The sequence below is a fragment of the Marinomonas shanghaiensis genome (genome assembly GCF_003259175.1).
Classification (GTDB): Bacteria; Pseudomonadota; Gammaproteobacteria; order Pseudomonadales; family Marinomonadaceae; genus Marinomonas; species Marinomonas shanghaiensis.
On record NZ_QGOK01000023.1, the window covers coordinates 55,555 to 78,018 of the forward strand.

20 protein-coding genes are annotated in these 22,464 nt (G+C 45.1%); 7 read left to right on the plus strand and 13 right to left on the minus strand.

The genetic code is table 11. The features are described from left to right. Positions 1–282: 282 nt before the first annotated feature. The 6 genes from DKT73_RS17010 to DKT73_RS17035 are packed head-to-tail and all read right to left on the minus strand — an operon-like array spanning position 283 to position 6,393. Positions 283–1,842, minus strand: coding sequence for an SPOR domain-containing protein (locus DKT73_RS17010; RefSeq protein ID WP_111639748.1), 1,560 nt, complete (start codon positions 1,840–1,842; stop codon positions 283–285). 32 nt (positions 1,843–1,874) lie between these two features. Next, complete coding sequence (aroB, locus tag DKT73_RS17015; RefSeq protein ID WP_111639749.1) at positions 1,875–2,981, minus strand: 3-dehydroquinate synthase; 1,107 nt, start codon at positions 2,979–2,981, stop codon at positions 1,875–1,877. Then, positions 2,981–3,529 (minus strand): shikimate kinase, encoded by a 549-nt coding sequence (locus DKT73_RS17020; RefSeq protein WP_111609004.1) that lies wholly within the window; start codon positions 3,527–3,529, stop codon positions 2,981–2,983. Before DKT73_RS17020 ends, aroB begins: the two co-directional genes overlap by 1 nt. Positions 3,530–3,571: 42 nt before the next feature. Next, the gene (locus DKT73_RS17025; RefSeq protein ID WP_111639750.1) at positions 3,572–4,750 is read right to left on the minus strand and encodes a secretin GspD/PilQ domain-containing protein; all 1,179 of its coding nucleotides are present in this window, start codon (positions 4,748–4,750) and stop codon (positions 3,572–3,574) included. Continuing rightward, a complete protein-coding gene (locus tag DKT73_RS17030; RefSeq protein ID WP_111639751.1) occupies positions 4,743–5,453 on the minus strand; it encodes a hypothetical protein in 711 nt (236 codons plus the stop codon). Before DKT73_RS17030 ends, DKT73_RS17025 begins: the two co-directional genes overlap by 8 nt. Next, positions 5,425–6,393, minus strand: coding sequence for a hypothetical protein (locus tag DKT73_RS17035; protein WP_111639752.1), 969 nt, complete (start codon positions 6,391–6,393; stop codon positions 5,425–5,427). The genes DKT73_RS17030 and DKT73_RS17035 overlap by 29 nt, the downstream gene beginning before the upstream one ends. Positions 6,394–6,552: 159 nt before the next feature. Here DKT73_RS17035 and DKT73_RS17040 point away from each other — a divergent pair, with 159 nt between their 5' ends. Further along, positions 6,553–8,997, plus strand: coding sequence for a penicillin-binding protein 1A (locus tag DKT73_RS17040; RefSeq protein ID WP_111639753.1), 2,445 nt, complete (start codon positions 6,553–6,555; stop codon positions 8,995–8,997). A 64-nt stretch (positions 8,998–9,061) separates the two neighbouring features. Here the strand turns inward: DKT73_RS17040 and DKT73_RS17045 are convergent, their stop codons facing one another. The 4 genes from DKT73_RS17045 to rpmE form a co-directional block, all read right to left on the minus strand. After that, positions 9,062–9,622, minus strand: coding sequence for a TIGR00730 family Rossman fold protein (locus DKT73_RS17045; protein WP_111639754.1), 561 nt, complete (start codon positions 9,620–9,622; stop codon positions 9,062–9,064). Positions 9,623–9,750: 128 nt separating this feature from the next. Continuing rightward, the gene (locus tag DKT73_RS17050; RefSeq protein WP_111639755.1) at positions 9,751–11,019 is read right to left on the minus strand and encodes a malic enzyme-like NAD(P)-binding protein; all 1,269 of its coding nucleotides are present in this window, start codon (positions 11,017–11,019) and stop codon (positions 9,751–9,753) included. A 170-nt stretch (positions 11,020–11,189) separates the two neighbouring features. Continuing rightward, positions 11,190–11,972 (minus strand): thermonuclease family protein, encoded by a 783-nt coding sequence (locus DKT73_RS17055; protein WP_111639756.1) that lies wholly within the window; start codon positions 11,970–11,972, stop codon positions 11,190–11,192. A gap of 8 nt (positions 11,973–11,980) precedes the next feature. Further along, positions 11,981–12,196: a 50S ribosomal protein L31 gene (gene rpmE / locus DKT73_RS17060; protein ID WP_111608996.1), complete on the minus strand. Its 216-nt coding sequence runs from the start codon at positions 12,194–12,196 to the stop codon at positions 11,981–11,983. Between the two features lie 267 nt (positions 12,197–12,463). On the opposite strand from rpmE, the gene DKT73_RS17065 reads away from it, so the two are divergent. The 6 genes from DKT73_RS17065 to DKT73_RS17090 all read left to right on the plus strand — a co-directional run bounded on the left by DKT73_RS17065 (position 12,464) and on the right by DKT73_RS17090 (position 18,564). Beyond that, entirely contained in the window at positions 12,464–14,695 is a 2,232-nt protein-coding gene (locus DKT73_RS17065; RefSeq protein ID WP_111639757.1) for a primosomal protein N', read from the plus strand. A 77-nt stretch (positions 14,696–14,772) separates the two neighbouring features. Continuing rightward, entirely contained in the window at positions 14,773–15,384 is a 612-nt protein-coding gene (locus DKT73_RS17070) for an SPOR domain-containing protein (protein ID WP_111639758.1), read from the plus strand. Between the two features lie 121 nt (positions 15,385–15,505). Continuing rightward, positions 15,506–16,057, plus strand: a complete 552-nt coding sequence (hslV, locus tag DKT73_RS17075; protein ID WP_111608993.1) for an ATP-dependent protease subunit HslV — start codon at positions 15,506–15,508, stop codon at positions 16,055–16,057. A 77-nt stretch (positions 16,058–16,134) separates the two neighbouring features. After that, positions 16,135–17,457, plus strand: coding sequence for an ATP-dependent protease ATPase subunit HslU (gene hslU, locus DKT73_RS17080; RefSeq protein WP_111639759.1), 1,323 nt, complete (start codon positions 16,135–16,137; stop codon positions 17,455–17,457). A 70-nt stretch (positions 17,458–17,527) separates the two neighbouring features. After that, positions 17,528–17,911 (plus strand): gamma-butyrobetaine hydroxylase family protein, encoded by a 384-nt coding sequence (locus tag DKT73_RS17085; RefSeq protein ID WP_111639760.1) that lies wholly within the window; start codon positions 17,528–17,530, stop codon positions 17,909–17,911. A gap of 26 nt (positions 17,912–17,937) precedes the next feature. Continuing rightward, positions 17,938–18,564 (plus strand): ubiquinone biosynthesis accessory factor UbiJ, encoded by a 627-nt coding sequence (locus DKT73_RS17090; protein ID WP_111639761.1) that lies wholly within the window; start codon positions 17,938–17,940, stop codon positions 18,562–18,564. 44 nt (positions 18,565–18,608) lie between these two features. Here DKT73_RS17090 and DKT73_RS20435 read toward each other — a convergent pair whose 3' ends face one another. The 3 genes from DKT73_RS20435 to DKT73_RS17105 all read right to left on the minus strand — a co-directional run bounded on the left by DKT73_RS20435 (position 18,609) and on the right by DKT73_RS17105 (position 22,418). Then, positions 18,609–20,351 carry a PAS domain S-box protein gene (locus tag DKT73_RS20435; RefSeq protein WP_111639762.1) on the minus strand — a complete coding sequence of 581 codons (1,743 nt, stop codon included), beginning with the start codon at positions 20,349–20,351 and terminating at the stop codon, positions 18,609–18,611. Positions 20,352–20,541: 190 nt separating this feature from the next. Next, entirely contained in the window at positions 20,542–21,411 is an 870-nt protein-coding gene (locus DKT73_RS17100) for a DMT family transporter (RefSeq protein WP_111639763.1), read from the minus strand. A 23-nt stretch (positions 21,412–21,434) separates the two neighbouring features. Further along, positions 21,435–22,418 carry an asparaginase domain-containing protein gene (locus DKT73_RS17105; protein ID WP_111639764.1) on the minus strand — a complete coding sequence of 328 codons (984 nt, stop codon included), beginning with the start codon at positions 22,416–22,418 and terminating at the stop codon, positions 21,435–21,437. Between the last annotated feature and the right edge of the window lie 46 nt (positions 22,419–22,464).

A 22,464-nucleotide genomic window follows, 5' to 3' on the forward strand; every position in this document is an offset into this window, starting at 1 on the left:
ACTACTCAAACGGGCATAGGCCTGCTTTCTGTTATTTTGGCGTTTTTTATAGGGGGTTTAGCGGCAAATAACGCGGACTTAGAGAATTATCTATGGCTGGAGTTTTTCCAAACAGAAAATTCCACTGTTCATTGATGTTTTTCAGAGAATTACAGTGATTTTTACTAAATTAAGGGGGTTACTATACAAAAGCCTCACAAAAAGGGGGATTGATGAGGTTTTCTGTACTTCAATCAGAATAAAATGCGGCATTCACGATCAAAAAAACGAGATCCCCCGATACTACTTCGCTTTCTTAATATCGTCTTGGATACCACGAGCACTTCGAGCCCATGGATTTAAATCACGAATATCCTTCGGTAGGGATTCGGCAACCGCTATTGCTTCGCTGCGATTACGATAAGACCCATAAACAACGACAAACCAGTCCCTGCCATTATGTTTTGACTTAAAATACCCAAAGGCATCGACACCGCCTTGATCGCGGATAAAGTCCTGCACAGTGCCTTTATTGTGTGTGCCTAATAACTGTAATGTATAACGACTAGGGCTTTGCGCTAACCACCATTCCGTTTTATCAAAACGGTCTTGTGAGACTCTTACATTCGCGGTCTCTGTTTTAGGCACGACTTGTTTAGGTACGACTTGTTGAGGCTCAACTTGCACAGGCGCTTCTTCCGTCGTCACCAGTGGGGCTTCGCCACGAATCGGCGCAGTTGGCAATACAGGGACTGACATAGAGGCGGAATTCGCTGACGTATTACTCGACATGCTAATCGGAGGCAAAGCGGTGTCTTCCGGAATAGGAGGAAGAATGACACCTCCTTCTTGGCCTATCTTACGCTGCATCGCATCAATACGGGCGATCGTTTCAGCAGAGGATTGCCCTTGTCGCGGACTCAAAGGAATCACATTAGTGGTTCTGTCTGCAGTCGTATTTGACGTGGACGACTTATCAGAAAACAACACGGCCACAAGAATGCCCAACATGACCACAGAAAGCAGTGCCATGTGCGCTAATGGAAAGCCCATCGCAAGATTAAACTTCATCCCCGATTTAGCGGCTTTGTTGCCGTTCCCCATCATCGCTTGTGCTATTTGATTAATACGCCCTGGATAACCACCAGACTCCTGATGAATCTGTTTAATCTGCTTATCGTTAAACGGCAAATTTATCCCACCACCCACAGCACGAACTCTGTGCAGCAAATAGGCTCGTGTTTGCTCTAACGAATAAGGCGCTAGGGTAAAAGAATGGCTTAATTGCTCATAACGAGACCGTTGAAAAGCATCAAGATTGCGCGCCAAAGAATATTCACTAAACAACACCACATGAGGAACCGTTTGATTCTCGGTTGCCAGCGACATCATATCAAGCAACATACTGACGGCGTCAGTATTGAGTTCTTGAGCATTATCAACCAGAACTAACGCCGCTTGACCTTTCATGTCTAAGTCATGAGAAAACTTTAACAAAGGTCCGAAAGTGGTCTCATTCGGGGGTTGAGTGAAATGCCCTGCAAAACCGGCATAAATCGCTTGTAATAGCTGGCCTGCGGTCATGAGCATGGACGCTTTCACGTGACTAATGATAGTGGTGTCATCTTGATGCCGTGCAAACTCCATCAAGAAGCGGCTTTTTCCACTGCCTTGAGGGCCTTGAACCACAGATAACAAGCTACTGTAGCGGCTTAAATGCTCAAGTAGAGCTAATTGCTGATTGCCTTCTTCCGATGCAAAATAGGCAGATGCGTCTTTCGAGCCAAAGGGATCCCTCAGCATGGCTTTTGGCGGCTGATTAAGCGCATCCTCTAGATCAAACTGAAAGTCTGGCTTAGACATAGTCGTCCTTCAACAATAAATACCCAACAAGATTAAGCAAAATTCGCTTGTTTACTCGCTTCAAGTGCGTCCAAAAGACAAGTATTAAAATCTTCCATTGGAAAATCCGATGTCACAATGGCCTCTCCTAAAGCACTCAGCAGTACTAGACGTAAACTACCATCCAATACTTTTTTATCTAACGCCATGCGTTCTATAAAGCACTCAAGTGTCATAGTCGAGGGCGGTAGCACAGGCAATTTGGCCGCTTGAAAAAGTGCTACTGAGCGACTCACATCTTGCTCGGTTAAATTTCCCATACGCCACGAAAGATCAATGGCTAGCACGCTGCCAGCAGCAACAGCCTCACCATGCAACCAATTCCCGTAGCCCATTTCTGTTTCAATCGCATGGCCGAAAGTGTGGCCTAGGTTTAAGATAGCACGAATTCCGCCCTCTCTCTCATCCTGTGCAACCACGGTGGCCTTAGCCAAACAAGAACGATAAATAGCGTCGCTAATTTTATCATTGTCCAATGCCATCAATTGAGGCATCTCTTGTTCCAACCAGTCAAAGAATGGCACATCACAGATTAAACCATACTTAATGACTTCCGCCATGCCCGCTGACAACTCACGCTGGGGCAAGCTTAATAAGGTCTCTGTATCAATGATCACCGCTTGAGGCTGATAGAAAGCGCCAATCATGTTTTTACCTAACGGATGATTAACACCTGTTTTGCCACCAACAGAAGAATCCACTTGCGATAATAAGGTCGTTGGTACTTGAATGAAAGGCACGCCACGTTGATAGGTCGCAGCTGCAAATCCTGCCATATCGCCAACGACACCGCCGCCTAAGGCAATGATGGTCGTAGTACGGTTATGTTTTGCTTCCAATAAAGCGGACATAATCATGCCATAAGTTTCCAACGTTTTATAAGCTTCGCCATCGGGCAAAACACACGTATCCACTTTATAGTTCGCTGACAACATAGAAACCATCGCATCTAAATATAAAGGGGCAATGGTTTCATTGGTCACTATCATCACTTGCTTGCCATGAATAGCATCATCAAAAAGCGATTGTTGCTGTCGAATCCCTCTACCAATAAAGATAGGGTAACTACGATCGCCAAGATCAACGTTTAACGTACGCATCAGGATACTGTGATCTCCATTTTAAGATGACGCCGAATCGCATCCAACACCTTGTTGGCGACAGATCTAGGGTGGCGTGCATCAGTTTCAATAATCAGATTCGCTACCTCACGATATAGAGGATCGCGCACTTCAAATAGTTTTTTTAATGTCGCTTTCGGATCACCGGTTTGCAAAAGCGGGCGGTGAGTGCTTTTAGACGTTCGGTAAAGCTGTTGTGCAACGGATGCATAGAGATACACCACCAAAGCGTTTTCGCGAAGAATCTCTCGATTTTCTTCGCGCATCACGATACCGCCACCGGTTGCCAACACACAATCACCTGTATCCGACTCGGCTATAGAAGCCAATGCTTGGGTTTCACGCTTACGAAAGCCGTCTTCCCCCTCACGCTCAAAGATCCAAGGAATGTCTGCACCAGCATTGTCTTCTATGACCTTATCTAAGTCATAAAACTCTTTGCCCATCGATTGGGAAATCAAACGACCTATGGTCGTTTTTCCTGCGCCCATCGGGCCTACTAAAATAATATTGGGGGCTTTTATCATTGTATTCAATTACGTCGGAATTAAGCAGATTTAGACTGCGGCCTAGTTAACTGACATTTGTAGCAGCTTTGGTGTAATAAATACAAGTAATTCAACCTTTTCTTGCTGTTCTGAACGCCTTTTAAACAACTCACCCAATAATGGAATATCACTAAAGAAAGGCACTCGACTTTCAGATTCAAAACTTTCTTCCCGAAAAATCCCTCCCAGAACAAGCGTCTCCTGATTTTTCACCACCACTTGTGTTTTTAGTCGATTGGTTTTTAGACTGGGAACTCCGTTAACTAAATCCCCTACCGAGTCTTGGTGAATATTAAGGGATAACAAGATGTGCTCACCTTCTTTGACGAAGGGCGTCACCTCTAACATGAGTGCCGCTTGACGAAACTCTATACTGACTTTGTCGTCACTCACTGCCTGATAAGGCACCTCTGTTCCTGATTCAATCCTAGCAGGCTGACCCTCTGAGGTCACAATCTTTGGTTTTGATACGACATTTGCCAAGCCTTCGCTTTCCATCATGTCTAAGGTAAACGCCAATAACCCAGAGCCTCCCATACTTGAAAAGTCTAGATTTGTCGTTGGCACTAACGCGCCTAAATCAATTGCACCGCCTAATGAGGATCGGACGCCATCTGACAACTTAGCTTGCCAGTTCACGCCAAACTGTGATTGCGCTGTGCGACTGACTTGTGCGATTTGAGCACTGATTTCAATTTGCCGCAACGGAGCGTCCAACCAAGCCAGCGTTTCTTCTATGCCCTCGGGCGCATCACAGGCATGGGTAATAATGGAATTGGTTCTGCCGTCTACAATGAGAGACAAGTCTGGATACAGAGTTTGCAGGTGCTCACCCACGATTTCAGCTTTGGCGTGCTTTATCACCCAGTACCCTTTCTGACAAACCATGTTAGGATGATTCGTATCCATTGATGACAACGGCTCTCTCGGCATCAAAATAGCAACGCGCCCTTGCCATTCCAGTTTAAGCGTTGGTTGTTGGGCAATCGACTCCATCACATCCTCCCAACTTGCATCCTTAATAGACAATGTCAGTAAGTCATCAATTTCAGGGCTAATGACCACACTTTCATTCATTTGTGATGCCAGCCAAGGTAATACTTCTTGCAATGGACGCGATTCAAAATACACATCCATGGCCAAGGCAGACGACGATACACAAAGCAAACCGAGAAACAAACGAGACAATACCTTATTCATCTTGCTCATCCTCCTCTCGAACTTGCAGTCGCTGTATCGATCCATCCCTAGCCACCAGCGAAACCTGATCAAAAGAGACGACATTCACCGACATACCGGCCTCAGGCAGCCAACTGCCAGGCGCTATCCAATAACGTTTGTTTTTATAGGTCAGCATGGCTGATGCAGCCCTGCCTGCTCGCATAGTAGAGACGAGTCGCCAATCATCTTTATTAAAACGATCCGTGCGTAATCTGGTCGGCAGCCAATTATGATATTCCCGGTTGTTCTCAGGCACACCAAGAGCAAACAATAACCGGCCTTGCCAATCGCCATTCGATCTTCTTTGCCAAGATACGGTCCGAAGAATTAAGTGCAATTGCGCCTCAACCTGTTCAAATATTTTCTGCCACTCAGCAAGCGAGGCGACGCCTTCAATCAGCCATTGTGTTGGCAGATCTTTTTTTGTTGCCTCCACACTATGCTGAATCCAAGGCGTGTTGGGAAAGCCCATCTGCTGCAATGCACTTGCCTGCTTTTTTATTTGCCGCCACTCGACATCGGCTTGCTGATTGAGCCTTTTGTGATGACTCACATCATCATGCCTACTCGATAAAAAGGGATACCAAACCGCCATTTGTAAGAAAATGAACAAACAGACAACTGAACGATTCATATCGAAAGAGAAGAAAGCGCTATTTTTCCAATACGCTAATGAAAACATCTACCACATCCTTTTGAGATTTCATCAAAGAGACATCCGATTGCTGTTGCGCAACCTCCCAACGCCAATCAGGGTATTGTTGACGCCAACGACCAACTAATGCCTCTAAATCTTGTGCTAGCAAGGTCATTTGAAAAGACACTCGGCCTGTCTCGCCATTAAATCGCTCGAGGCGAACCGTATCAGGTAACGCTTGAACAAGCGCCAATGCCGATTCGGTCATGCCTCCAATCTGTGGTCTAGAAGACCAAAAGGATTGCGCAGCTAACGTTTGCTGCCGAGCGAGAATTGCCCGCTCAGAAACATCTTGTAGATAAAATAAGTAAAGCCCTGCCACACAATGCAACAACACACTTACACCACATAACACAGCCCAAAGGCGACGAGCTCGTTGCTGCTTTAATTTATCAGGTTGATAACGTGACAGCGCCCATTGCGAACAATAAGACCAAGACCGAATACCAGAGGAAACATTCATCCATTGACTATACGACATCAACACACAGGATTTTGCCATTGACTGAAAAGGCGAGCACAGTTGATCTGCCCACTCAGCAGCACAAGCAAATACCGTCAGTTGCCTCTGCTCGCTGGACTCTTCATATTGATAACTGAACACCAAGGTTTCTGGTGACAAAAAAGTGGCCTCAACGGCATAGCTTAATGCAGCCAGAGGTCGTAACGATTCAGGAACCGAATGATCCAATGAGCATTGAAATACGGAGAGCCAGTGATCAGGAACTAAGATCAGCATGCGGGAAGTATTAAGAGCACCCTCAGACGCTAGGGCTTGTTGAATCGCTATCAGCTGCGAAGAATCTATTGCAACATGATCATCTAACGGTTGGGCATGTAACCATTTGGTAGCATCACTTGGTGTAAGAAGTGTGCATTTTTCGGCCGAATATATGGCCACAGAATAGGCTGGCATTGGCATCATTATTCATCCTTGAAATAATCCGCAACAGGGCATCATTTTTATTTGGCATCCTCGCCAAATTTTTAACAAGATAACACGATTTGATGCAAAGTTAACCACCTATTCTCTAATCATCTTAGGTATAATGGGAACTTCTCATCCAGCATTCATTGGATTTATATGGCTAAGGCACTAAAAATACTCTTCTTTCTCGGCCTCTTTGGTACACTTTGTGCCATCGGCATCACCTATGCTATTTACTATAGTGTTAAGGATCGCATCCCAACGGTAGAAGAACTCAAAGACATCGAGTTAAGAATTCCATTACGTATTTACACGGCAGACAATCTGTTAATCGGTGAGTTTGGTGAACAACGCCGTACTCCCATTAGCTACGCAGAAATCCCTCCCGACCTAGAACATGCTATTTTGGCGGCAGAGGACACGAATTTTTATCACCATCCAGGCGTTGATATCCTTGGTTTAGGTCGAGCGGTTATGCAGCTGATCACCACAGGACAAATTCAAGGTGGTGGTAGCACCATCACTATGCAGGTTGCAAGAAACTATTTCTTATCATTTGAACAAACCTTCACACGAAAGTTTACGGAAATCTTTATTTCCTTAAAAATGGAACGAGAGCTTTCCAAACACGATATTCTTGAGTTGTATGTTAATAAAATCTACTTAGGAAATCGTGCTTATGGTTTTGAGGCCGCCGCTCAGGTGTATTATGGCAAAAACCTGAGTGAACTGGATCTTGCGCAACTGGCTATGATTGCAGGCTTACCAAAAGCACCATCGCGCTTTAATCCTGTGGTCAATCCTTCTCGTGCATTGATTCGTCGTAACTGGATACTGCAACGCATGCTGTCACTTGGCATGGTAGACAAAGACGCTTATCAAAATGCCGTGGAATCCCCTATTACCGCGAAAAACTATGGGGTTATGCCGGATATTGAAGCCGGATACATTGCCGAAATGGTTCGCTCAGAGCTCTACAACACATTCGGTGACGATCTATACAGTACGGGCATGACGGTCTACACGACCATTGATTCAAAACGGCAGAAAGCGGCTAACGAAGCCATTTTTAATGGCGTTTTAGACTATGACATGCGTCATGGCTACCGAGGCTCCATTGAAAAACGCGCCGATCTTATTAATGCCCCTTTAGCAGAGCAAGAAAAAGCCTTACAAGATCTGGGAAGATTTAAAAACTGGCAAACCGCATTGGTGCTGTCTACCACGAACACAACGGCAGACGTTCGTCTCGCGAACGGACAACGCACAACGTTACAATGGGACGCGATTAAATGGGCAAGATCCTATATAAACGAAGATGCTCAAGGCCCATATCCCTCTAAAGTGGCTGATGTACTGGTGCCAGGTGACATTATACGCTTACGCCCAGACAATAAACTTGAATGGTTACTCGCACAAAAGCCCTCTATTCAAAGCGCTCTTATCTCTCTCAACAGTAAAGACGGAGCGATTCAAGCATTAGTGGGTGGCTTTAACTTCTTTGAGAACAAGTTTAACCGCGTTACTCAATCTAAGCGCCAGCCAGGATCAAATTTCAAACCCTTTATTTACGCCAGCGCGATAGATCGTGGCTATACAGCGGCCAGCATTATCAATGATGCCCCTGTGGTTTTTAATGATAGAAATTTAGAAACTGCATGGCGACCAACCAATGATGGCGGTAAATTTTATGGTCCCACACGATTACGTGAGGCTCTGTATCGTTCACAAAACATCGTCTCTGTGCGTTTGCTTGAGGAGCTTGGTATTCGCCCTACTCTCAATTACTTGAGTAAGTTTGGTTTTGATCCAGATGATTTACCTTATAACTTATCTTTATCTTTAGGCAGTGCCAACCTATCGCCTCTGCAAATTGCAAAAGGCTATGCTGTTTTCTCCAATGGTGGTTATCAAGTACAACCCTACCTCATTAACAAAGTCATCGACCGGAATGATAATGTCTTATTTCAAGCAACCCCTGCCACCGTCTGTGTGACCTGTACACCGCTTGAAAAAACCACAGATAATGAGCCTCAAATGGGATTATTTAACACGCCAGAGGGAATTGTCAGCCTACCAATGGCACCTCAGGTTATTGATCCAGAAGTAAATTATATAGTCTACGACATGATGAGAGATGTCATTAAACTTGGTACAGGGCGACGCGCTAGGGTATTAGAACGCGACGATCTAGCAGGCAAAACAGGTACCACAAATGATGTTCGCGACGCTTGGTTCTCCGGTTTCAATGGTGAACTGGTCACTTCCGTTTGGAGTGGTTTTGATAACTCATCGCCCCTCGGTCGAGGGGAATGGGGCGGCTCTGTTTCGCTTCCAGCGTGGATAGATTATATGAGAGACGCTCTACAAGGCACCCCACTGTCTTTCGTGAACAAACCCTCTTCTTTAGTGACCGTGCGCATTGACCCAAATACAGGAGAACGTGCTTTACCAGGTCAATCTAATGCTATTTTTGAGATTTTTAGAAAGGACCACGTACCACCGCAACGCAACCTGAATTTACCTGCGTTGAATAACAGCCGTGGCAATGAGTCTCAAGAAGAAAAGCAAGAAACCAATGCTTTAGAAAATTTATTTTAAGATTAGGCTTATACCCTATAAAAAATGCCAGCCCAGTGCTGGCATTTTTATTTTTGAAAATGTTTCAGCTCCATTTAGGCTGAGGAGCTCGATAAGCTTTAACGGCTGCTAGCAAGCTTTCTGGCGTACTCTCTTTAATAATCATGTCAATGTAAGACTGCTTCACAAAGCCCGCCTGCTGCATACTATCAACCATAGTAAAGAGCGAATCATAAAAGCCATTTAAATTATAAAACGCACACGGTTTGCTATGCAGACCAAGCTGTCCCCAAGTCCACACTTCAAACATCTCCTCCAACGTTCCGACACCACCCGGAAGCGCCACAAACGCATCAGCCAATTCGCTCATCTTAGCTTTACGCTCATGCATATTGGCAACGACGTGAAGCTCCGTTAACCCTGTATGAGCGATTTCCTTAGACTCAAGATGGGCCGGAATGACGCCAATTACGTTTCCACCAGCCTGCAAAGCCGCGTTCGCGATTACGCCCATTAAGCCGACGTTTCCGCCACCGTAAACAATGTCTATCCCTTGCCCAGCAAGATACACGGCCAAAGCTGTTACTCCATTGGCATATTCGGGAGAATTACCCGCAGCAGATCCACAATATATTGCAACTCTCATGACACAACTCCTATTTAATCCAAGCTATTCCTGCTTCTTTATCAATAAAAATACCTTATTGAGTATATCTATGTCATAAAAAAGGCGACCCGTATAAGGGGCCGCCTTTTTAACAGATCACCATGCGATTAAGCACCGAAGTGATCAAGATTCTCTAGTGGGTAGAAATCTGGGTATGGAAGCATTGCCACACCAGAATCAACCGCCGCACGAGCCACTGCTGCCGAAACAACGTTCAACAAACGAGCATCCATTGGTTTTGGCAGGATGTACTCTTTACCGAAGCTCAATGGTGCGCCGCCGTAGGCTGCAACAACATCTGCAGGCGCTTCTTCTTTCGCTAGGTCTTTCAGCGCGTGAACCGCAGCCACTTTCATTTCTTCGTTGATCTTAGTCGCACGAACGTCTAACGCACCACGGAAAATGAAAGGGAAGCCAAGTACGTTATTTACTTGGTTAGGGTAGTCAGAACGGCCAGTCGCCATAATCAAATCATCACGCGTTGCACGAGCAAGCTCTGGATTGATTTCTGGGTCTGGGTTTGAACAAGCAAAAACAATTGGATTTGGGGCCATTTTAGCCAGTTGCTCTGCAGACAATAGATCCGGACCAGATACACCGATAAACACATCAGCGCCATCGATCGCATCGTCCAAGTTACGCTTATCTGTATCAATCGCAAACATGGCTTTAAACTGGTTCAAATCGTTACGACCCGAGTGGATAACGCCGTTGCGATCAAGAACAAAAATGTTTTCACGTTGTGCACCACAAGCGATGATCAACTTCATACAAGCTGTCGCTGCTGCACCGGCGCCTAGACAAACGATTTTCGCGTCTGCAATGTCTTTACCTTGAAGCTCAAGGGCATTCAAAAGACCCGCAGCGGTAACAATCGCTGTGCCGTGTTGATCGTCATGAAAAACAGGAATAGAACAACGTTCGATCAATTGACGTTCGATTTCAAAACACTCTGGTGCTTTGATGTCTTCTAGGTTAATGCCGCCGTAAGTGTTGGCAATACGAGCAACCGTATCAATGAAAGCTTGTGGACTTTCAGATTCCACTTCCACATCAACAGAGTTAATACCAGCAAAGCGTTTGAACAATAATCCCTTACCTTCCATAACAGGCTTACTTGCCAATGGACCTAAGTTCCCTAATCCAAGGATCGCTGAACCATCAGAAATCACAGCAACTAAGTTACCTTTACCTGTGTAACGATAAGCCGCTTCTGGATCCTTTGCGATTTCACGACAAGGCTCAGCCACACCTGGGCTATAAGCGAGAGAAAGATCACGAGCGGTCGCTGTTGGTTTCGTAATAGTAACGCTAAGTTTACCTGGAACTGGATATTGATGGTAATCCAGCGCGGCTTGCTTTATATCTTCTGCCATTATGATGTTTCCGTCTATTTGGTGTTATTAATTAGTTTTATCATAGCCAAACTGGGCCTTGTTCCCAAGCCTACAAAAGCTTCGAAAGTGGCGCCTTATAATTCTGTACCGCCAGAATAATCGATATGCGGATTACTTTAAAGCGCAAAGCCATAGGAATATCCTATCAGTCAATGCACGCTAGAAAGGTGAATTTCACGCAAATCATTTGGATGTCTTACAGACAGCACCCATGATTTGAAATCTGAATATCGGCTTTTCCTTTGATGTTGCCAACCACGTACTTCTATTTCCTTGCCTTCAAGAGAAAAGACTTGTTGAGCAGGCCAATAGTCGATGACATTGGGTGGCAAGTTGATCACTAGATCCTGATCGGTTTCTAGCCACCAACCTCCTCGGTTCTGAGTAATGGAAGTGATGTTAACACGAGAGATTGCAAAGCCAGCTTTTGGCTGCCACTGCAAGTTTTGCTGCCATAATCCCTTATGCGCATTGCGGGCTGTATTTTCAGCCGCCTCAAAACAGCTTTGGTAAGCTAAATTTGGAGGAATAGCAATACGATAACCAAGTCCTTCGGATAGTAACTGACTCGTCAGTGAAATACGATCTTTATCGAAGAGGTAGTACAAATAACGACCATATCTGTCTTGGTCATTTTTGGATGCTTGCAGGTAAACAAATTGATCGAGGCGGGAGCGAAGAAACTGAGTCGCCTCTACCGCAAAAGGTTCATGATTGCCATTTTTATGATCGAGCTCTGGGGTATCAATCCCCACTAAACGCACTTTTCGGCCGTCCTTCAGATGAATGGTATCACCGTCGACGACTCTTTTAATCTCTGCTTTTTCCAGCGCGCCTACTGCTACACAAGTCTCAGAACCGTGTACAGCAAAGGCCAAAAATAAAAAAAGCGCCAAGCAAACTTGGCGCTTTTTTAATGGAATCACTATCATGCCACCAATTACTTAGTAGTACGACGTGCTCCGAAACGCTTGTTAAAGCGATCAACACGACCACCAGTATCAACCATTTTTTGTTGACCTGTGTAGAATGGGTGGCAGTTGCTGCATACGTCAACGTGCATGTCTTTACCAAGCGTTGAATGTAGGTTTAGCGTGTTACCACAAGTACAAGTTGCTGTAATTGCAGAGTAATTTGGGTGAATATCTTTTTTCATCGTATATACCTTTGAGTGTAATGTGCCGCCACTTGGTCGATAATTAATGGGCTATTGCCGCGCCAAGCACCGCACGTTTTTTTGTACAGACATTGTACAGTAGTACCAAGAGTGGCGTATTTTAGGGATCTATTGCTGAATCAGCAACCTTTTTATCATGCTTTATCTAGAAAATTGTGGCTCGCACCAACCCACCACTCTGACGTACACTTAACCACTAATGAAAATGCTACCCTTTGCTGTACTGAACAAGGCCTAATCTAACGCATGTCTGAAGCGCTTCTCACTCTAGCCCCATACATAAAAGTCGCGTTACCTGTACCAATGCGTACCTTATTCGACTACAAAGTCCCTAAGGCCATTGCGCTCCGACATGAGCTAAAACCGGGCATGCGTGTCAAAGTACCATTTGGCAAAAGCAGCCGGCTTGGGGTCATTGTCGCTCTTAGCGACCACAGCGAATGGGATCCAGAACAAGTTAAGCCACTCACCTCACTGCATGATAAAAGCCCTGTTATTAGCGCCGAATTAATGGCGCTCTGCGAGTGGGCTGCACGCTATTACCATCATCCTATTGGCGATGTTATCTTTCATGCGCTGCCTGTTCTTTTACGCAAAGGCGAAAATGCCGAGTTTCGGACAGAAAATTGGTGGTTCACGACAGAGAAAGGACGAGCCACCTCACTGGAACAACTCAGTCGAGCTCCCCGCCAACAAGACTTCTTAAAAGCTGTCCAGCAACACCCTAATGGTTTAAGTCAGCATGCAGCCTCGGTGTTAGACCTAGCTCCCAGTGCGGCGAAAGTTTTAGAAGAAAAGGGACTGTTGCGCAAAGAGCCTCGCTCTTTTAACAAAGGCGGCGAAAAGCATGCACACCAAACTCAAGTACCGCCCACACTCAATGTTGAGCAAATGCGCGCCACCGAACATTTGCTGGATTATCGCAACCAGTTTCATGTCGCCCTGTTAGACGGTGTGACGGGAAGCGGTAAAACAGAAGTTTTTTTGCGAGTGATGGAACGCCTAATCGAAGAGGGAAAACAAATTCTGGTGATGGTGCCGGAAATCGGTCTGACACCTCAAACGCTGAAACGCTTTGAAATTCGCTTTAATACTGACATAGTGCTGATGCACTCTAACATGAGCGACAGAGAGCGTTTGGATGCTTGGCTATTAGCGGCCAGTGGCCATGCCAAAATCATAATCGGCACAAGGTCCGCGGCCTTTATCCCGGCTCCCAATCTTGGCCTCATCGTGATTGATGAAGAACACGATACATCTTACAAACAACACGAAGGCTTTCGTTATCACGCCCGAGATCTTGCCATTAAACGTGCGCAAGCGCTGGACATTCCCGTTCTACTCGCCTCGGCCACACCGTCGTATGAAAGCCTAACAAATGCTTTGCAAAAACGCTTTGCTTGGCTCAAGCTGCGCCAACGGGCTGGCAACGCACACATCCCTGTTATGGAGAGAGTCGACTTACGCGGAAAAACGTTGGTACACGGTTTTAGCGAGCAAGCACTTGCCAGCATGAAGCTATGCCTAGAACGCAAAGAGCAGGTTTTGGTGTTTTTGAATCGCCGTGGCTATGCGCCTACGTTAATGTGCCATCAGTGTGGCTGGATTGCTGCCTGTGATCATTGCGATGTAAACCTCACCGTACACAAGCGTGCCAATAAGCTGCATTGCCACCACTGCGATGCGCAAAAAGCACTGATTCATACCTGCCCAGAGTGTCAGTCTGAAGCGCTCTTCACTGTCGGAGAAGGGACGGAGCAAATCGAGACACAACTCAGCACGCTCTTCAAAGACACCCCCATCCTGCGTATTGATCGCGACAGCACTCAGCGTAAATCGGCCATGGCGAAACTCACTCAAAAAATTCATGAGCATGACCAAGCCATTCTCATCGGCACACAAATGCTCGCCAAAGGACATCACTTCCCTAACGTCACCTTGGTCATCATTATGGACGCAGATGCTGGGCTATTTTCTTCTGACTTTCGAGGCATGGAGCGCACAGCTCAGCTTATCACTCAGGTCGCAGGACGCGCTGGTCGAGCGAAAAAACCAGGGCACGTATTACTGCAAACCTATCACCCAGATCACGCGGCTATCGAATGTTTATGCAATCTCGGCTATGAGCACTTTGCGATTGACGGCTTAGCCGAGCGTAAATCCCTGTCATTACCGCCCTTTTATCATCAAGTCATCGTACGCGCTGAATCAGGTAATGAACAAGAGGCCATGCAGCTTTTATCCGCGATGCGAAATGACTTAGAACCCTTCTTTGCCAAAGACGTTTATCTGGTAGGACCTTACACCGCGATCATAGTACGCAAAGCAGGTCAGCATAGAGCGCTTATCTCAATTAAAGCAGCTCAACGTGCGCCTTTGCATCAGGCAACCCAAATGATGACCAATTGGCTAGAGCAATCGACCAAACAACATAGAATTCGCTTCGCAATTGATGTCGATCCACTGGAAACTTACTGATCTTGACCGCATAATGTGCGCAACTCACACTGAGCTCTATTTACTTACGCCAAAGCTAAAAGCCAAAAGCCAAAATTATGTTTAATCCTGTCCAAATTGCAGCAAAAGGAAGTCGTCCCAAAAAAGGCGCGACTCGTCGAACACCGCCCCCACAGAAACGTAAAACCACATGGTGGTTGTGGCTTCTCGTGCCCATCATCGTCATCGCGTTTATTTATGGCCTTACCCAATTAAACCAAGTTGCACCAGCGACAAAACCCGCAACAATAGAAAAGCCCAAGGCGACGCCAAAACCAGCCCCTACACCGGAGCCTAAAAAGACCGAAGAAAAAGTCAGTGTTGCTCCGAAAAAAGACACCTTTGAGTTCTATCAAATATTACAAGACAGTAAAGTAGATACCAGTCATGTCGATGCTTATCAATCAACACCGCGCGGGGAACAAGACTATTACTACATGCTTCAAGCGGCTTCTTTTAGAAACCTTGAAGACGCTGATCGTATGCGGGCTCAACTCATCTTGTCCGGTTTGGTCGAAACCAGCGTTCGTAAAACCATGGATAAAGACGAACAGGCTTGGTATAGAGTCATTCTTGGTCCTTATGATTCACGTTCAAAAATGAACCGTGCGGAAGACAAATTAGTGTCTTTATCCATTTCCTCTTACTCTTATAAAATCAAAAAAGAGTAAGCTTTAGCCTAATACTCTGCATAAATTGCATACAGATCATGAAAGCTTGCTCTGTATGCAATCCTCGCTTGAAATCCTCTGGCTTGCCCCCATTTCGTAAATATCGAAACTGGAGTAGACCATGACAACAATTCTTACTGTACGCAAAGGCAATCAAGTCGTCGTAGGCGGCGATGGACAAGTATCGTTAGGCAACACTGTGATGAAAGGCAATGCACGAAAAGTACGTCGCCTATATCGGGGTGAGGTCATTGCTGGCTTCGCAGGTGGTACGGCGGATGCATTTACCCTATTCGAGCGCTTCGAAGGCCAGCTTGAAAAACATCAAGGCCATCTAGTACGTGCCGCAGTAGACCTTGCGAAAGACTGGCGATCCGACCGTGCATTACGCAAACTCGAAGCCATGTTGATTGTCGCCAACAAAGAAAGCACCCTAATTATCACGGGAACAGGCGATGTGGTTGAACCACAACATGGCGCCTTAGCCATTGGTTCTGGTGGCAACTTCGCGGAAGCCGCAGCTCGAGCTTTGATTGATAACACCGATTTGTCCGCTAAAGACATCGTTGAAAAAAGCCTCAATATTGCCGCGGACATTTGTGTTTTCACTAATCACAGTTTAACCATTGAAGAAATTACCATAGACCCGCAGCTTGAAGATAAGTCTAAATAATTCTCCATACACAGAGAAAAATTAGACCGTAAAGCGACGCAGACAACATCAAACAAGAATTTAAAAGAGAATTCATAATGAGCAGCATGACCCCAAGAGAGACGGTTAACGCCTTAGACAGCCACATTATTGGTCAGCAAAAAGCAAAACGTGCGGTCGCCATCGCATTACGCAATCGCTGGCGTCGCATGCAACTTCCTGAAGAAATGCGCGCAGAAGTCACCCCTAAAAACATTTTAATGATAGGGCCAACCGGTGTAGGTAAAACCGAAATTGCTCGCCGTTTAGCAAAACTAGCCAATGCGCCTTTTATTAAAATCGAAGCCACTAAGTTCACCGAAGTCGGTTATGTCGGTCGTGACGTTGAGTCAATCATCCGCGATTTAGTAGAAATGGCGATCAAGATGCTTCGCGAACAAGAAACCGCGAAACTGCGCCACAAAGCGGAAGATGCCGCAGAAGACCGAATTCTTGATGTATTATTACCTCCTGCTCGTGGTGGCGATCCAGAATTACAAGACAACAGCACTCGCCAGACATTCCGTAAAAAATTACGCGAAGGCCAGTTAGATGACAAAGAGATCGACATTGATGTCGCTGATTCCCCAATGGGGGTAGAAATTATGACGCCTCCAGGCATGGAGGAAATGACCAGCCAGTTACAAAACTTATTTTCCAGCTTTGGTTCACAAAAGACCAAAAAGCGTAAAATGAAGGTCAAAGACGCATTACGCCAAGTGCGTGACGAAGAAGCCGCAAAACTCGTAAATGAGGAAGAGCTTAAAGCGCGTGCAGTTGAAGCCGTTGAACAGAATGGCATCGTCTTCTTGGACGAAATTGATAAAGTCGCAAAAAGCTCCGAGCGTTCTGGCGGCGAAGTATCACGTGAAGGTGTGCAACGCGATCTATTACCTTTAGTAGAAGGTTGTACTGTTAGCACCAAATACGGCATGATCAAGACCGATCACATACTGTTTATTGCATCTGGCGCGTTCCATTTGTCTAAACCATCAGACTTGATTCCAGAGTTGCAAGGCCGTTTGCCCATTCGAGTTGAGCTCGATGCACTGACCGTCGACGACTTCAAACGCATTCTAGTCGAGCCAAGCATGTCGTTGACAAAACAATATGTGGCGCTTGCAAAAACCGAAAGCATCAACCTAAACTTCACCGAAGAAGGTATTCATCGCATTGCTGAAATTGCGTTCCAAGTGAACGAACGTACGGAAAACATCGGTGCTCGTCGTTTGCATACGGTACTCGAACGTTTACTTGAAGAAGTATCTTATTCCGCCAGCGACATGCCCAACGATCAAACGGTTGACATTACGGCAGCTTATGTAGATGAGCAACTCGGGGAAATCGCTAAGAATGAAGATTTGAGCCAATATATTCTATAATTTGAGCAATCTCTTAAAATAGTCCTTATGGCACGCCCCTTCTTGGAAGGGGCTTTCTAGGAAAAAGACCGTGGCTAAACCTGTCCCAACAAACATCAACTACCATAAAAAATCACGAGAACTGGCGCTCACCTTTAGTGATGGCCATAGCTTTCGTCTTAGTGCTGAGTTCTTACGCGTTCACTCGCCCTCTGCTGAAGTTCGTGGACACGGTATGCAAATGCCCATTTTGCAATACGGTAAAAAAGACGTTGCCATCAATAATGTTGAGGGAGCAGGTAATTATGCACTCAAGATCTCTTTTAACGATGGTCACGATACTGGCCTTTATACTTGGGAGTATCTCTACAATATTGGCAAAAATCACGACGAACTCTGGCAAATGTACCTAGATCGCCTTGAAAAAGCAGGCCAGACACGTGACACTTCCGTCATTCAAATTCACCAGCTTTAATTTAAGCCATCATCGGGAAGATTTTTATGGGTTCACTCAGTTTATCGGCTCTCAGCGCTATTGAACATGCAATCAATCTCGCCCTTAAACAAGACACCCCCTCTCAAGATCGACTAGGCAAATTAGCAGGTCAACAGGTCTTCCTCTACATAGAAGACTTTTCCTTTATTTTGCAAATCCATATTCTTGAACAAGGCGTCATGCTAGATCGCCCTGAAAGTTTGGAGGAAATCGAACTTGACCCTAGATTAGACACCCTGGTACAAGGTCCAAGTTCGGCCTATCGAAAACTGCTCGATGGTGATGGTTTCTTTGATGGCGACCTGCGCATCCAGGGGAATGCACAAGCACTCATGACATTGCACAAAGTAATGGAAAACTTTGAATTCGATTGGGAAGGATTGCTTGCAGATCATATTGGCGACTTATCGGCCGCCGCCTTGGCTCGCCTACTTCGCGCCCAATGGTCTTGGAGCAAAGAATTCACCACCAACGCCAGAATGCAATTGGTTCATCATCTACAGACCGACAGTCAACTGTTACCAAGCAAAATTGAATTCGACCACTTCGTCGATGAAATGGAACGCTTCGGTACCTTGATTGATCGTACCGAAGCAAAACTGAGAGTGTATGAGAAAAAACACACCGACTGAACCGCATTCACTTCTGTATTTTAAGCAGTGATTACGATTGCATGTTAGTTATCTATTTTTTTGAGCAACTCGGCAAGCTCATCTACTTTTGAAAGAGTATCACTTACTAAGCCATCTATTTGATTACTAGAACTCTTAGAGTTTGCAGCAAGTGACCTAACTTCGTCAGCCACAACCGCAAAACCTCGACCCATCTCTCCTGCCCTAGCCGCTTCAATAGCGGCGTTTAACGCCAACAAATTCGTTTGTTCTGATATACCATTGATAGTACTAACCATTTGACTGATCTTATTGCTCACAGCAACCACTTCAGACATTGCCTCTTGCGTCTTAATGACCGTCAATTTACGATCTGTAACGTCAATACCAAAGTAAACATACTGCGTCACTTCACCTTTAAAGTTTCGTAAGACACACAATCTGCCATCAATACTCAGTATTTGATTGTTCTGACGTATATCTGTTTGTAAGCTCAGACTCCCTTTACTAGCCAGCGTATTTTTCTGTGCGTCTGATAATTGTTTAATAATAAATGGACCAAAATCTTCAGGTTTCATAAGTCCTTGAAGCTTTTTATTTACCAATTCATTCGCCTTGATCAGAGAAAATTCTTTATTCACTTCTACCATTACAAGCGCTTCACTTATAGCATCTAACTTACGAGTAAAGTCCAATGCCATTTGCTTCACTTGGGTAATATTTGCTTGAACGGAAATAAAGTTTTTTACTTTTCCCTCATCATCAAACACTGGATTAATAGAAAGCGAAACCCAATATGGCTCTCCACTTTTTGAATAGTTAAGAATCTCATCGTAGAAGGGAGTTTTATTTGCAATATGACGACGAATATTTTCTACCGTAGACGGATTCGTTTCATGTCCTTGTAAAAAAGAACCCGGTTTTTTACCACGCACTTCTTCTCTTGCATAACCCGTTAGACGCTCAAAACCTTGGTTTACATACTCAATGAGACCCAAGGCGTCTGTAATAATAACAGCGTTATCCGTCTCATTTGCTACCAAAGACAGCATTTCACGCTCGGCACGTTGCTTAACTTCTTCAGTCACATCTTTAACAAAAGCGGTATAAAGAGTACCTTCATCAAGCTCGATCTTTGAAAGTGACAATTGCCCCCATACTACTTTTTTATCTTTGCGCTCAATTTTAATCTCGCGACTCGTGCCAACTATTTTATCGACGCCAGTGCGCCGGTTTCGATCAATTAATTCATCATGCTGAGATTGTATTGCAGCAGGCACCAGCATTTTAACATTATTACCTATGACTTCTTCTTTTGTATAACCCCAGAGCTTTTCCGCCGCTTTATTGTATAAAGTAACGCAGTTTTTTTGATCAATACAGACAACAGCGTCTAAGGCTTGCTCTAGCGTTTGCTTGGTAATCTCTTGCTCTCGGCGTTCATTTGTTACTTCTCGAACAAATGCCGTATAATGTTTCTGTTTACCAACCATCACCTGAGACAAAGATAACTGAACCCAAACTCTGATACCGTCTTTTCTTTGCAGTTGCACCTCTCGAGAACTGCCTACAATTTTATCGACACCAGAATCTCTATGGTGCTGGACATAACCGTCATGGTTAGCTCTTAGCTCATGAGGAATAAGCATCGCCACATTTTGCCCAATAACCTCCTTACGACTGTAACCCCACAACTTTTCCGCAGCAGGGTTAAAAAAAGTTACTATATTTTTGGTATCAATAGTAATAACAGCAATAATACTCTGCTCTAACGCCTGTTTCTCGCTACTATTTGCAAACAACCCCATCTGCCCACCTGCCTATACTGATAATTTCAAAATACAAACAAAATTAATAGTAGCCGTTTAATTATAAATAGCATGTGACTAGGTGTGGTTTTTTGTAAGAAAATAAGCTTTTTTGTTATTTTTTTACAGCTATCAAATAGAGGTTAAAAAGCTTGAGAAGAAAAGACAACACCGCTTTTCTTCTTACTGATCATTTATCAACTGGTTGTGCTCGACTAAAGTACACGCCGACAATCGTTATCACAAAACCAATAATTTGAATAATAGTCATGGATTCGCTGAACAGAAAGTAACTTTCTACCGCGGCCAATGGGGGAGCTAATAGCAACATAGTGGAAACTTGTGAAGCGCGAACTTTTCTCAATAACCACACCATTAAGAAAACGCCACCACCAGATAACACCAGCACGCCCCAAGCAACCAACAAGAAAGATTCCAGCTGCACTTCAAATAAGGTTTCACCGAGTAACAGCATAAAGCCAATCGAGACGACACTCGCTGCAAGGTTTTGCACCGCCATAGAGCTAAAAATATCAGACGATGAAATCGACATTTTTTGGTAGGTGACACCCAGTGACAAGGCAAATATCGCCGTGCAAGCCAAGGTAAACGTCAACAAAGTGACGCCTCCGTGACTCATATCCAGCTCTAGCGCAGGGCTGACGACCAGCATCAGTCCGACGATGCCAACCAGCATGCCTACGACGCCTTTCAGGGACGTCTTCTCTTTAATTAATAAGAAGGCAAGTAGCGTCACCAACGCGGGCTGTAACGCACCGATTAAAGCCATGACACCAGCGGGCAAGCCTTTCGCAATAGCCACATAGGCAAAGCCCAAGTAAAAACCATTCATCAACATGCCAGCCACAATGTGCTTAGGCAGCTCTTTCCACGCAGGAAAGCGTCGACGTTGCCACAAAGCAATGGCAAGAAACAGCAAACCCGCTAGGACAAAACGAATACTTAAAAAGACATTCGGATCAATCAGGCCGACAATAAGTTTGCCTGTAATAAAACCTGTTGACCAAATGAGCACTAAGAGCACATATAAAAATGCCATGTAAATTCCCTTTTAGCTTTTCATTACAAAAAGTGATTTTTAATGTCTTCGCTCGACAGGTCTAAGCCTATCAAGAAACTTAACTTCACAAACGCCGCTTCATACGTCATGTCTTTACCTGAGATCACGCCCGCTTTCACCAAAGCAGAACCTGCCGCATAAGCACCAGCCGCCACACTTCCTGCGCCACATTGACTCACATTAACAATCACGACACCTCGATCGGTCGCGGTTTTTAACAAGGCCAGCAGCGCGGGATCTTTATCAGGCGCGTTACCAGCCCCGTAGCTTAATAATACAGCCCCTCTTACCGATTCATTTAACAAACCTTGCCAGTGAGCCACTTGCACACCAGGAAAAACCGGCAATATCGTGACGACCCCTTCTTTCATATCCGGTATTTGAATGGACATTGGCGGTTTCACCGTCTCGGTTGAGCGCCAGCGCCAATCAATGCCTAACACGCCTCTTTCTGGACAGTTTGGTGAGCTAAAGGCTTGCCAATCACTGGTATGCGCTTTATGAGCCCGATCACCTTCGATCAATCGACCAGCAAAGAATAAAAACACGCCATTGCTATTTTTTTCACCGCTCAGTTCTTCACAAGCCGAAATAGCGCCCATGACATTAATCATGGCATCGGTTCGCACCTTGTACATGGGCACTTGAGAACCGGTCACGATAATCGGTTTATCACTGTTAGCAAACATGAAAGACAATGCCGCTGCGGTGTACGCCATGGTGTCTGTGCCATGTAACACAATAAAGGCATCAAACTCATGCCATCTACCTTCAATATCACGCGCAATGGTTTGCCAATCTTTCCCTGTGGCATTGGAAGAATCAATCAGACTGGGATAACCTTCAATCACAAACTCATGAGTAAGCTCGTCGGCGTCATTTAAATGCTGGGTAAGATGATCAGCAAAGGCCGCATCGGGTATTAAGCCTTGATTTGAAGGCACCATACCAATCGTGCCACCTGTGTAGGCGATATAAATCTTCATCGGCTAATTCTTCCTCTTTATGAATCCTATTGTACCTTCGGATTAC